This window comes from Rhizobium sp. Nf11,1, assembly GCF_050587665.1.
In the GTDB taxonomy this organism is placed as follows: Bacteria; Pseudomonadota; Alphaproteobacteria; order Rhizobiales; family Rhizobiaceae; genus Rhizobium.
Map to the genome: position 1 here is coordinate 25754 of NZ_JBOBHU010000023.1, position 12173 is coordinate 37926.

Here is a 12173-nt window from a genome sequence, read left to right on the forward strand (position 1 = left end):
ATGGAACAACAGAACGTCCGAATATTTGTGGGATTCGATCCCAAGGAAGTGGTCGCCTACCACGTTCTCGTGCAGAGCATCATCGAGAAGTCGTCGATCCCGGTCGAGTTCTCGCCCATTGCGCTCTCCAATCTTGGCAGGATTTTCACTCGCCAACGCAACGCGCTGCAATCCACTGAGTTCTCCTTCTCGCGTTTCCTGACGCCCTATCTCAGTGGTTACGAGGGCTGGAGCATCTTCATGGATTGCGACATGCTGATGCGTGCCGATATCGCCGAGCTTTGGGCATTGCGCGACGAGCGTTACGCCGTCATGTGCGTCAAACACGATTACCGGCCGAAGATCGACACCAAGTTCCTCGGTCAGACGCAGACCAAGTACGAAAAGAAGAACTGGTCGAGCCTCATCCTCTTCAACAATGACGAATGCCGCGCGCTGACGCCCGAATACGTCAATACCGCGACCGGGCTGCAACTGCATCAGTTCAAATGGCTGGAGAATGAAGACCTCATCGGCGAATTACCGGTGACGTGGAATTACCTCGTCAATGAATACGACTACCGCGAAGATGCCAAGAACGTCCATTTCACCGATGGCGGGCCGTATTTCGAAGAATACAAGAACGACGATTACGCCGAGGAATGGTTCGCAGCCCGTGAACGCCTGCTCTTCGCCCAACAGCCCGCCTAAACAGCCTGTTCTTTCCCCTCCTCCGCGGGGAGGAGCCCTCAGAGCCCCAGCGCCGTCAGCATGACGAAGGTGGCGAAGAGGATGAAATGTGTCATGCCCTCGATGGCGTTTGTCTCGCCGTCGTTGAGGTTGATCGCGGCGGCAATCAAGGTGATCGTCACCATCACCGTCTGCACCGGGGTCATCGCCATGATGAAGGGCTGGCCGGTATAGAGTGCGATCGCCTCCATCACGGGCACCGTCAGGATCACCGTCGATAGCGAGGCGCCCATGGCGATGTTGACGGTCGCCTGCATTCGATTCTTGAGCGCCGCCCGCAAGGCGGTCAGGATTTCGGGGGCGGCCGAAATTGCCGCGACGACGACGGCCGTCACCGCGATCGGCGTGCCGCTGTCGCGCAGGCCTTCGGTCATGAAGGCCGACATGAATTCCGCCAGCAGGCCGATAATGACGACGCCGACGAGAATGGTGGCGATCGAGACGGCCGCCGGTCCGTCGGCGCCGTGTCCGTGGTGACTTTCTTTCTTCCGCTCGGAGCGCGGGTAGCTGTAGCTGAAGAAATAGCTGTGCTGGCCGACCTGCATGCGCAGGAAGAGGCCGTAGAGAGCGATCATCGCGATGATGGTGAAGGCGGAATAATAGTGCCACTTATCGCTCGGCACGAATTCCGGCACGATCATCGAAATGCCCATGGCGGTGAGGATCATCACGCCGTAGGTCTTGCCCGAATTGTCGTTGTAGGGCTGCTCCCCATGCTTGAGGCCGCCGAGGAGAGCTGCGAGACCGAGGATGCCGTTGATATCCAACATCAGGGCTGAGTAGATCGTGTCGCGCACGAGGGTTGGCGAGCTCTCGCCCCTCATCATGATAGCGAGAATGATGACTTCGACGGCGAGGGCCGAAAGTGTCAGGATCATCGTGCCGTAGGGATCACCGACCTTGACGGCGAGCAGTTCGGCATGATGGGCGACGCGGATCGAGGCGAGTACGATGGTGGCGACGAGTGCTGCGGCGGCGACGAGCGCCAAGCCGCGCCCCATCTCCATAACCGCATGCTCCAGAAGGTGGGCGGTCAGCGCGACGACGAGTGCGGTGACCAGGAACTTCTCCTCTTTAAGGCGTGACGCGATGCCCAAATCTCAGCTCCCGTTGCGATTCACGCTTTTAAGTAAGTCACTGATTTCGGATGGGAAGCAAGCGGTGGCACTCTGCTATTTGCAGTCTTGGGCGTTTAATGGAATACTGACGCCCTCGGGGCCGGAAAGCAGATCGCGGCGTCCTCGAATTCTCGTCACGCGGCCGCGATGATCCGGACCCTGTCCGGAAGCATGCGAATGCGCAACAAGATGATGAGGAGACGGATGCATGATCAAGGTGGTCTATGAAGTCGTGCCACATGACGGCGGTTGGGCCTACAGGCTGGGAGGCGTCTATTCCGAGGCATTCCCGACCCATGCCGAGGCGCTCGAAGCTGCGCGCATCGTCGCGGCCGAACAGCAGGTCGGGGGCGATTCCGCCGAGATCAGCTGGCAGGACGAAAACGGCAAATGGCATGAGGAATATGCCGAGGGCGGCGACCGACCGGAAACCGAGGTGGTCGACGGCTTATGGCAGGAGCGTATGGCCGGAGCCTCGCAGAGCGCGGGACGTCAACCCTAAAGCGCGTCGCGATCTTTCAAATTCGCTTGCTGCGCTTTGGGCCTTTTGTTTCGCGCATGCCGTTATCGCAAAATCGCGCACACTTTTGCGCGACATGATCTATCCCTTCAATGCCCGCGTGACGATCGTGTCGACAAATTCGCGCTCCTCAGCGGTATAGCGATCGCCGTCCATTCTGAATTCGGCTGCCAGCCTGCGTTTGAGCGCGGCATAATCGGCCGCCGCCTCCGGATGTGCGATGAGATAATCCCGGAAAGCCAGCCTGTTTCGATGCGTGCCGTTGCCGGCCGGGCAAAGGTAGACCCGCTCCGCCGGCGCCGAATCTCTCGACAAAAATGCCCAAACCTCGTCGTCGTAGCGATTGCCGCGGGGCTCGTAGTTTTCCGAGAGAAGCACCTGCGTCGCAGGTTCGATATGCTTCAGACCGGGAAGAACGATGTCGATATCGATGAGCGGCTTGGCGGTCATATCAGGTATGGCGGTGCTGCCCACGTGATCGATAGCGAGCGCCTGCGGCAGCAAGGCCAGCAGCCTGGCTCGGATGCGCTGGAAAGCTTCCGGCCATTCCCTGTCATAACTCACGAGTTCAACCGGCTTGTGCATCGTCATCTCCATAGGAGCTGCGAGATTGCCCATGATTCTCACCAAAAATCGATCTCGTTTTCTACTTACGCGCCGGTCGAGTGATGATGGTAGGCCCGGAGGCCCTTGACCAGCGCGTCGAACGTGGCGCGGCAGCGCGGTGAGGTCTTCAAGCTTTCGTGCATGACCACCCATGTGCCGAGCGGAATCTCGAACGCATCGGGAAGGACATGCACGAGGTCGGGGTTTTCCCGTGCCAGTCCGATCTGGCAGAGACCGATGCCGACGCCAGCGCGGATTGCAGAGAGCTGGGCAAGATTGCTGTCGGTCCTGTAGGCGAATTTGATGCCTTCGGGCGCCGGATAGCGTTGCATCACCATGCGGACGTAGGCCGTCTGCCGGTCGAAGCCGATGAGCCGGTGGGTGGCGAGGTCCGCCATGGTTTGCGGAATGCCGTGCCGTTCGAGATACCGGCGGTGGGCGTAGAAGCCGATCGGGATGTCGCCGATGCGGCGCACGATGAGAGTACGCTGCTGTGGCTCGGCCATGCGCACGGCGATATCGGCCTCGCGATTTACCAGATCTTCAATCGCATCGGATGCCGAGAGCTCGATGTGGAGTTCGGGATAGGCTTCCTGCAGCGGCCCGAGAATCCGAGGCAAGACTTCGACGGCGACGACCTCGCTGGCGCTGACTCTGACCGTTCCGGCTACCTTCTCTCGCTCACCGGATGCCGTGCGCAAAAGGGCAGCGACGGTTGCCGACAGAGTTTCGGCATAGGGTTTCAGCGCCTGTGCGGCGTCGGTCGGCAGGAGGCCGTTCGGCGACCGGATGAAGAGCTCGGCGCCGATCGCCTGTTCCAGAGCATCGACATGACGGCCTATGGTCGGCTGGGTCAGCCCCAGTTCGCGCGCAGCCGCCGAAAGCGACCCCTGCTGGAGCACGGTCAGGAAACTGCGGTAGAAATCCCAGCTTGGTTCGAGCGTCATATGTTTTTGTATAGCTGAGCTAATTATTTCGTCAATTTTGTTTATCTGGAAGCAGGAGCATAGTCATCTCGTGCAATTGAAGGAGATGATTGCGATGAATGGAGAGACGAAGATCACGGCACTGGTTCTCGGCGCGACCGGCGGCATCGGCGGCGCGATTGCGCGCAAGCTTCTGGCCCGTGGCTGGCGCATCAGGGCGCTCAACCGTGACGCCGCCAAGGCGTCGAAGAACGAGCCGGCATTCGAATGGGTGCAGGGCGACGCGATGAATGCCGGCGACGTGCTGGAGGCGGCTGAAGGTGTTGGCCTGATTGTCCACGCGGTCAATCCGCCCGGCTATCGCGATTGGGAAAGGCTGGTGCTGCCGATGCTCGACAATACGATCGCTGCCGCTCGCATCGCCGGTGCCCGCATCGTGCTGCCGGGCAACGTCTATAATTTCGGTCCCGATGCCCTGCAGTCGCCGACGGAGGAAAGCCCACAGTGTCCCCTTACAAAGAAGGGAGCGATCCGGGTCGAGATGGAAAAGAGACTGAAGGCGGCCGCGCAATCGGGCACCGGTGCCATCATCGTCCGTGCCGGCGATTTCTTCGGTCCGGGCGCAACGGCCAATAGCTGGTTCTCATCGGGGCTGGTGACGCCGGGCAAGCCGCTCGGCACCATCAAGAATCCGGGGCGACGCGGCATCGGCCATCAGTGGACCTATCTGCCGGATATGGCGGAAACCATCGCCCAACTCATCGAGCGGGCCGATCGGCTGCCGTCCTTCGCCATCTATCACATGGATGGCTTCTGGGATGCGGATGGCATGCAGATGGCAGAAGCGATCAAGCGTGTCGCCGGCGGCAAGGCGAAGATCAGGCGGTTTCCCTGGTGGATCGTGCCGCTCGCCGCGCCCTTCATTCCGTTGATGCGGGAGATCAACGAGATGCGCTATCTCTGGAAAGTGCCGCTCAGGATGAACAACGCGAAGCTTGTGGCCGAACTTGGCGAGGAGCCGCGCACACCGATCGACGAGGCGGTAAGAGCCTCACTCGTGGCGCTCGGCTGCCTGCCCGAAGCGCATCGTGACACCGCGGCCGCCTTTATCGGGCATACGCTGCAGAAGGCGCCTTAGGCCGCCAGCTCGGCCAGCGCGATGCGCGCGACCTTCAAGGCAGTCTCCGCCTGTTCGATATTGGGGTCGCCAAGAAACCAGGCGGCGGAAAGGCCGGAATAGGCGGCGATCCATTGCAGCAGCCGCTTCGGCTCCAGCCCCGCCTCCGCAGAGACGATGGCGAGCTGGCGGCGAAAGCGGGCGGGGTCGGTGATCGACGGCAATTCCTCGTTGGCGAAGATATTGGCGAAATCGAAACCGCGCTCGCCGTGGAGCCGTTTCGGATCGATCGCCAGCCAACCGCGCTCCTCGAAATCGAGAATGTTGCCGTGGTGGATATCGCCGTGGAGGACGGCGAGATCGCGCGGATCGGCAAGGAGGGCGTTGGCGATCGCAGAGCAATCGGCAAGCGTGCCGCCATGTTTGCCGGCGGCCGGCTCGAGATCACGGAACCAGCGGGTGAGGGGAATGGGATCGGGGAGCGGTCTTTCGCGCGGCGCATGCAGCCGCGCGGCGGTGCGGCAGAGAATGCGGCTCGCTTCGTCGTCTTCTCCGTCCATCGCCATGACAAGCAGGGAGCGTTTCCCGGTTGCCCTTTCCAGCAACACAGCGTCGCCTTCGTGTGCGTAGACATGAGCCGCGCCGTCGCCCTCCCACCACTGCATCAACAGTGCGCCGTATCGTTCGTCGATATCCGTCGCCACTTTCAGCATGGCGGGTCTGTCCTGCCAGAGGACCGGCAGCAGACGGCTCGAATGGGTGATGATGGGCTCGCCGTCCGATATGAGCGACCAGCGATCGAGATAGGGAGCAAACATGCGTCCATATAGGGATATTGAACGCAGAAATTCCACCTCTCGGCAAGATTTCTGCGTTTTTCGACAAAGTCTCCTCCGCCATGCCAGGCCTTGTGCCGAGCATCTGACCACGGCAATTGCCTGGGAGGAAAACATTTATTTTCAGTCGCTTAATTGGATCGGCTGAGACCCTCGGCACAAGGCCGAGGTGACGTGCCGGGGTTGGAGCAGTTTGTTTCACCATCCTGAGAAATCCCGCCTCTCGGCGGAATTTCTCGATTCGTACTCAGGCAGCCTCAGGCAACCTTTTCGAGGGCGGGATAGTCGAGATAGCCCTTGGCGGTGCCGCCGTAGAAGGTCGATTGGTCGGGCGTGTTGAGCGGCAGGTTCTTTGCTAGCCTTTCGACGAGATCGGGATTGGCGATGAAGGGTTTGCCGAAGGCGATCAGATCGGCGCGGCCGCTTTCGGCGGCGTCCATTGCGAGATCGCGGTCATAGCCGTTATTGACCATCCAGCTGGCCTTGCCGCCGGCCTTCTCATAAGCCTGGCGCAGCGCCTTGTAATCGAAGGAGGGGTTGTCGCCCTGCCGGTAATCACGGTCGCCGCCGGTCTGGCCTTCGATGACGTGGATATAGGCGAGGCCGTATCTGGCCAGCCCCTCGACGACATGGGTGAAGGTCGCCTGCGGATTGGAATCGTAGCTTTCGCCAGAGGGCGTTACCGGCGAAATGCGGATTGCGGTGCGGCCTGCGCCGATTTCCTTCACGATCGCATCGACGACCTCGAAGGTGAGGCGGGTGCGGTTTTCGATCGAGCCGCCATATTGGTCGGTGCGGTCGTTGACGCCATCGCGGATGAACTGATCGAGCAGATAACCATTGGCGCCATGGATCTCGACACCGTCGAAGCCTGCACCGATGGCGGCGCGGGCTGCCTTGCGGTAATCCTCGATGATGCCGGGGATTTCGGAAGTTTCGAGCGCACGCGGCTCAGAGGTATCGGCAAAGCTGCCGCTGCCGTCAGCATTGACCAGATAGGTCTTGGCCTTGGCGATACGATTGGTCGAGGAGACCGGCTTGCCGCCGTCCGGCTGCAGCGTCGTGTGCGAGATGCGGCCGACATGCCACATCTGGACGACGATCCTGCCGCCGGCTGCGTGGACGGCGTCGGTCACCCGCTTCCAGCCGTCGAGCGCTTCCTTGCTGTAAAGGCCAGGCGCGTCGGCGTAACCCTGGCCCTGATGGGTGATCGCGGTCGCTTCGGTGATGATCAGACCCGCGGTGGCGCGCTGGCGGTAATATTCGACATTGAGGTCATTGGGGATAGCACCCGGCGAGCGGTTGCGGGTGAGCGGCGCCATGACGATGCGGTTGTTGACTGAGATGTCGCCAACCTTGGTGGGTTCAAAAAGCTTGGCCATGATGGTCCTTTCTTTTGCGGGAGGATCACTCTGCCGGGCGAGGGCGGCCCGGCCCTTAGCGGAGAGATAGGTGAACGCCGTCGCACCCGGCCGATGAGGCCTTCAGGGCTGCGGCGAGTGGAACGCGGGTGACGAGAAGGGCATTCTAGAGATCCTGTGTCAGCTGCTTGAGGAAAGCGGCGATCGCTTCTTCGTTGCGCTTGTAGAAGATCCACTGGCCGACGCGTCTGGTGGTGACGAGGCCGGCGCGCTGCAGGGTTCCGAGATGAGCCGAGACGGTGGATTGAGATAGGCCGCAGCGCTCGAACTGGCTGGCGCAGACGCCCATTTCAAAGGGATGCTCCTGCGTGGGGAAATGTTCCTCGGGATTCTTCAACCAGCTCAGAATGTCCATCCGGGTGGGGTGGGCGAGGGCCTTGATAATCTCGTCTTTGTCCATCGTTGTTTGCCGAACTATAAATCGTGTTTGAACGATATATTGATCGTTGAATGCCGATATGCAAATCACGGACAAGTGAGGCGGCGGCTTTTGTCGATTGAGCAAATTTTGGGCAAAAAAAGAGGGCCACCGGAAAACCAGGGCCCTTTGAATTGTGAAGGTCAATAACCTCCAGAGGGGAACAGCTAATGCGGTGGAACTGGGAGAGAAACCACGAAGTGCATCAGCTGAGTTGGATATGGTGCTTCCTTAGGCAGGTTTCAATGCTTTTTTGTGCATGCCTGCTATGCGCCGCACAAATTTTTTGCGGCGCGGCATTTGTCGAGGCGGCAAGGCAAAAAAAGAGGGCCGCTGGAAAACCAGGGCCCTTATAAGTGTGAAGGTTCAAAAACCTCCAGAGGGGAACAGCTAATGCGGTGGAACTGGGAGGAAAAGCCACCATGTGCATCAGCTATGTGCGATATGGTGGTTTAATGGGCAAACGGCAACCCTCATTTGTGCATGCCAGTCATGCGCTCACCGCATAGTATGGAAATCATTCCATAAATCTGGCTTAAAAATTCCAGTTTCTGGCTTTGCTGACAATGAAATCGCGGAAAGCTTTCAGCTTGGCGGCATTCTTGATTTCGTCAGGATAGCAAAAATACGTGTCGAACGACGGTACGTCGGCATTGATCGGCAGCTGAATAAGGCCAGGATCGCGGCCAACGATATAGTCCGGCAGGCAGGCAACGCCGATTCCGAGCAGGCAGGCGCGCTTGATCGAAGTCTGGCTGTTGATTTGGAGATGCGGGATCCGTTTGTTGTCGGACGAACGGCCAGCCACTTCGAGCCAGTTGACATCGAGCAGGTAACTCGGCGCCGGTTCGCCGAAGGTGATAATGCGGTGATTGTCGAGGTCCTCGATCTTCTGAGGTTCGCCATGGCGGTTGATGTAGGAAGGTGCCGCATAGACGTGCATGTGCACGGTGAAGAGCTTGCGCTGGATGAGGTCGGACTGCTGCGGCTGACGAAGGCGGATTGCGCAGTCGGCGTGGCGCATGTTCACATCCACTTCCTCATTGTCGAGGATAAGCTGGATCTGCACATCGGGATAAAGCTGCAGGAATTCCTGGATCTTGTCGGTCAGCCAGCCCTGGCCGAGGCCGACAGTCGTGGTGACGCGCAGCTTGCCGGACGGCGTCTCGGTCGTCTCGGTCAACTGCATCTTGACGGTTTCGAGCTTCAGCAGCACGTCATGGGCGGTGCGGTAGAGCAGTTCGCCCTGTTCCGTCAGGATCAGGCCGCGCGCATGGCGGTGAAACAGCTTGGTGCCGACATCCTGCTCCAGCGCGCTCACCTGGCGGCTGATGGCGGATTGGGACAGATGCAGTTTATCAGCCGCATGCGTGAACGAACCCGCCTCGGCAGCTGCGTGGAAGATACGCAGCTTGTCCCAATCCAATGGCATTCCCCCACCCCTCATGCCGGTTTTACTCCGCGGCCACGGCGACGGGCATGTGGCCCGTCAGGTAGCGCTCGGCTTCGAGTGCTGCCATGCATCCCATGCCGGCGGCGGTAATCGCCTGGCGGAACGTATCGTCGGTCACGTCGCCGGCGGCATAGACCCCTTCCAGGCTGGTCGCGGTCGAATCAGGCGCCGTCCAGAGATAGCCATTGTCCTTGAGCTTCAGCTTGCCCTTGAACAGCTCGGTTGCCGGGGCATGACCTATGGCGACGAAGACGCCGTCGACCGGCATTTCGGTGATCGCGCCGGTCCTGACGTCGCGCAGGCGAGCGCCGGATACGGATTGCGGCATCGGTGGCTTGGCCGGCGTGCCGGTGATCTCGGCCACTTCGGTGTTCCACAACACCTTGACGTTTTCCTTCGCGAACAGGCGCTCCTGCAGGATCTTTTCGGCGCGGAAAGAATCGCGACGGTGAACGACGGTCACCGACTTGGCGATGTTGGAGAGGTAGAGCGCCTCTTCGACGGCGCTGTTGCCGCCGCCGACCACGATGACATCCTTGTTGCGATAGAAGAAGCCGTCGCAGGTGGCGCAGGCCGAAACGCCGAAGCCCTGGAAATGCTGTTCGCTCTCGATGCCGAGCCACTTGGCCTTGGCGCCGGTGGCGATGATCAGCGTATCGGCGGTCCAGACCTGGCCGCTGTCGGTGCGGGCGACGAAGGGGCGCTGGTTGGTGTCGACTTCGGTCACTAGATCATTGATGATCTCGGCGCCGACATGTTTTGCCTGCTGCAGCATCTGGTCCATCAGCCACGGACCTTGGATCGGATCGGCAAAGCCGGGATAGTTCTCGACATCGGTGGTGATCATCAACTGGCCGCCCTGTTCGAGGCCGGCGATCAGAACCGGCTTCAGCATGGCGCGCGCGGCATAGACCGCGGCAGTATAGCCCGCAGGTCCGGAACCGATGATGAGCACCTTTGTGTGGCGGGCGGGCATGTCATTTCCTTTCGACTGGCAGGAGGGCGGCGGCTAAAGTGCGATTACGGCCGTTTCGCGGTCCATGCGCCATTTATGAACGTCCAATGCTTTTATTCAAGGGCAGCCTTGCATTACCAACAAGGCAAATCGCCTTGCTGTGCAAGAATCCGTCATCGGCTTGAAACTTTCTTGCGTATTCCGCCGCTTTATATAGAAGCTCGCCGCGAAGAATTAAAGAAAGGCCACGATGTGGGTCGCACGGAACTCGACGTCATCGACATAAAGATCCTCCGGGAGCTGCAGGCCGACGGCCGCATGACCAATGTCGAACTCGCCGACCGTGTCGGCATATCGGCGCCGCCCTGCCTGCGCCGGGTGCGCAAGCTCGAGGAAGCCGGCATCATCGAGGGCTATCACGCCATGCTGAACAGCCCGAAGCTCGGCTTCGATTTGGTTGCTTTCTGTATGGTCGGCCTCAAACACCAGTCGGAAGGCAACCTCAAGGCGTTTGCCGCCGCCACCACCGAATGGCCGCTGGTGCGCCAGGCCTGGATGGTCTCGGGCGACAGCGATTTTCTGCTGCATTGCGTGGCGGAAAATCTCACCCATTTCCAGGATTTCGTCATCGAGATTCTGACGGCGAACGAACATGTCGACACCGTACGCACCATGCTGACGATCCGGCAGGTGAAGAAGCTGGGACTGGTCGAAGTCTGACACAGTCTATTTGCGCGAGGCATAGCCGCCCCGGTTAATGCCGTGGCGCTGCAGCTTGTCGTAAAAGGTCTTTCTCGGAATGCCGAGCGCTTCGATGGTGCGGCGCACGTCGCCGTCATTCGCCGAAAGCGCGTCGCGGATGATCTCCGCCTCATAGCGTTCCAGCCGTTCGGGCAACGTGCCGCCGGTCGGCTGCGGGGAAACGAGCGTCGCTCCGCCGCCCTCAACGCCCAGCACCACCCGTTCGGCATAGTGGGAGAGCTCGCGGACGTTGCCCGGCCATGCGTGGGTGACAAGACGCCGCCGAACATTCTCTGAAAGCTGCGGGACATCGCGGCGGAAGCGCTCGGCCGCGCGGGCGGCGAAATGGGAAAACAGCAGAGGAATATCGTCGCGGCGCTCCCTCAGCGGCGGAATGGAAATCGTCACGACATTCAGCCGGTAATAGAGATCCTCGCGAAAATCGCCGCGCACCTCGGGATCGCCGAGGTCGATCTTGGCGGCTGCGACGACGCGCAGATCCACCGGGCGCACTTCGTTGGTGCCGAGCGGGGTGATTTCGCGCATCTCCAGCACTCTCAGCATCTTGACCTGTGTGGCCAGAGGCATGCTCTCGATCTCGTCGAGGAAAAGCGTGCCGCCGCTTGCATGTTCGATTCGGCCGGTGCGGCGCTTCTGCGCGCCGGTAAAGGCGCCGGCCTCGTGGCCGAACAGCTCGCTTTCGATGACGGTTTCGGGGAGCGCCCCACAGTTCAGCGCCACGAAATTGCCTTTCCGGCGGTGGCTCCACTGATGCAGGATCTGCGCGACCACTTCCTTGCCGCTGCCGGTCTCGCCGGCAACGAGCACGTCGACGTCGGTATCGGCGATGTGGCGAAGAATTTTTCTGAGATTCTCCATGACGGGCGTCTGGCCGATCAGCGGCAAAGTCTCTTGCGCATCTTCGGCTGCTTTGCGCAGCATGCGGTTTTCCAGAACGAGCCGACGTTTTTCGCTGGCGCGGCGCACGCTCTGGACGAGCCTGTCGGCAGGGAAGGGCTTGGCGATGAAATCATAGGCGCCATCCTGAATGGCCTGTACGGCCATCGGAATATCGCCGTGGCCGGTCATCAATATCACCGGCAGGTCGGCATCCATGCCTTGCAGCATGGCGAAGAGTTGCAGCCCGTCGATCTCGGGCATGCGAATATCGGTGACGACGGGGCCGGCGAAGTCCGCCGGCAGGTCCGCCAGCGCCGCCTTGGCGCCGTCATAGGCGAAAACGGAGAAGCCGGCGAGCTCCAGCGTCTGGGCTGTGGCGCGGCGCAGGTCCCTGTCGTCGTCGATCAGCGCAACCGGGCTCCGTGTGTCCATG

13 protein-coding genes are annotated in these 12173 nt (G+C 60.6%); 4 read left to right on the plus strand and 9 right to left on the minus strand.

The annotated features are described in order from the left end of the window. Window positions 1-690: a glycosyltransferase gene (locus ACQ7C1_RS25935; RefSeq protein WP_285191466.1), complete on the plus strand. Its 690-nt coding sequence runs from the start codon at window positions 1-3 to the stop codon at window positions 688-690. Between the two features lie 38 nt (window positions 691-728). Here ACQ7C1_RS25935 and ACQ7C1_RS25940 read toward each other — a convergent pair whose 3' ends face one another. Then, window positions 729-1826, minus strand: a complete 1098-nt coding sequence (locus tag ACQ7C1_RS25940; RefSeq protein ID WP_430960346.1) for a calcium:proton antiporter — start codon at window positions 1824-1826, stop codon at window positions 729-731. A gap of 229 nt (window positions 1827-2055) precedes the next feature. Between ACQ7C1_RS25940 and ACQ7C1_RS25945 the strand changes: the two genes are divergently transcribed. Beyond that, window positions 2056-2349: a DUF2188 domain-containing protein gene (locus ACQ7C1_RS25945; protein WP_085778883.1), complete on the plus strand. Its 294-nt coding sequence runs from the start codon at window positions 2056-2058 to the stop codon at window positions 2347-2349. Between the two features lie 99 nt (window positions 2350-2448). On the opposite strand, the gene ACQ7C1_RS25950 is transcribed toward ACQ7C1_RS25945, so the two are convergent. Beyond that, complete coding sequence (locus tag ACQ7C1_RS25950) at window positions 2449-2958, minus strand: GrpB family protein (RefSeq protein WP_430960383.1); 510 nt, start codon at window positions 2956-2958, stop codon at window positions 2449-2451. A 59-nt stretch (window positions 2959-3017) separates the two neighbouring features. Further along, window positions 3018-3920: a LysR family transcriptional regulator gene (locus ACQ7C1_RS25955; protein WP_430960347.1), complete on the minus strand. Its 903-nt coding sequence runs from the start codon at window positions 3918-3920 to the stop codon at window positions 3018-3020. A 94-nt stretch (window positions 3921-4014) separates the two neighbouring features. On the opposite strand from ACQ7C1_RS25955, the gene ACQ7C1_RS25960 reads away from it, so the two are divergent. Continuing rightward, window positions 4015-5037, plus strand: coding sequence for an NAD(P)H-binding protein (locus tag ACQ7C1_RS25960; protein WP_430960348.1), 1023 nt, complete (start codon window positions 4015-4017; stop codon window positions 5035-5037). Here ACQ7C1_RS25960 and ACQ7C1_RS25965 read toward each other — a convergent pair. The 5 genes from ACQ7C1_RS25965 to trxB all read right to left on the minus strand — a co-directional run bounded on the left by ACQ7C1_RS25965 (window position 5034) and on the right by trxB (window position 10120). Next, window positions 5034-5834: an aminoglycoside phosphotransferase family protein gene (locus ACQ7C1_RS25965; protein WP_430960349.1), complete on the minus strand. Its 801-nt coding sequence runs from the start codon at window positions 5832-5834 to the stop codon at window positions 5034-5036. The two genes, ACQ7C1_RS25960 and ACQ7C1_RS25965, sit on opposite strands and share 4 nt — an antisense overlap. 275 nt (window positions 5835-6109) lie before the next feature. Beyond that, window positions 6110-7234, minus strand: coding sequence for an alkene reductase (locus ACQ7C1_RS25970; RefSeq protein WP_430960350.1), 1125 nt, complete (start codon window positions 7232-7234; stop codon window positions 6110-6112). Between the two features lie 145 nt (window positions 7235-7379). Then, on the minus strand, window positions 7380-7673 hold the full coding sequence (locus tag ACQ7C1_RS25975) for an ArsR/SmtB family transcription factor (protein ID WP_097596912.1): 294 nt from the start codon (window positions 7671-7673) through the stop codon (window positions 7380-7382). 553 nt (window positions 7674-8226) lie between these two features. Then, a complete protein-coding gene (locus ACQ7C1_RS25980) occupies window positions 8227-9123 on the minus strand; it encodes a LysR family transcriptional regulator VtlR (RefSeq protein ID WP_085778879.1) in 897 nt (298 codons plus the stop codon). 22 nt (window positions 9124-9145) lie between these two features. Next, the gene (trxB, locus tag ACQ7C1_RS25985; protein ID WP_430960351.1) at window positions 9146-10120 is read right to left on the minus strand and encodes a thioredoxin-disulfide reductase; all 975 of its coding nucleotides are present in this window, start codon (window positions 10118-10120) and stop codon (window positions 9146-9148) included. A gap of 231 nt (window positions 10121-10351) precedes the next feature. Here trxB and ACQ7C1_RS25990 point away from each other — a divergent pair, with 231 nt between their 5' ends. Further along, window positions 10352-10819 carry an Lrp/AsnC family transcriptional regulator gene (locus tag ACQ7C1_RS25990; RefSeq protein ID WP_064695956.1) on the plus strand — a complete coding sequence of 156 codons (468 nt, stop codon included), beginning with the start codon at window positions 10352-10354 and terminating at the stop codon, window positions 10817-10819. Window positions 10820-10825: 6 nt separating this feature from the next. Here ACQ7C1_RS25990 and ACQ7C1_RS25995 read toward each other — a convergent pair whose 3' ends face one another. Continuing rightward, window positions 10826-12172 (minus strand): sigma-54-dependent transcriptional regulator, encoded by a 1347-nt coding sequence (locus ACQ7C1_RS25995; RefSeq protein WP_430960352.1) that lies wholly within the window; start codon window positions 12170-12172, stop codon window positions 10826-10828. Window position 12173: the final 1 nt, after the last annotated feature.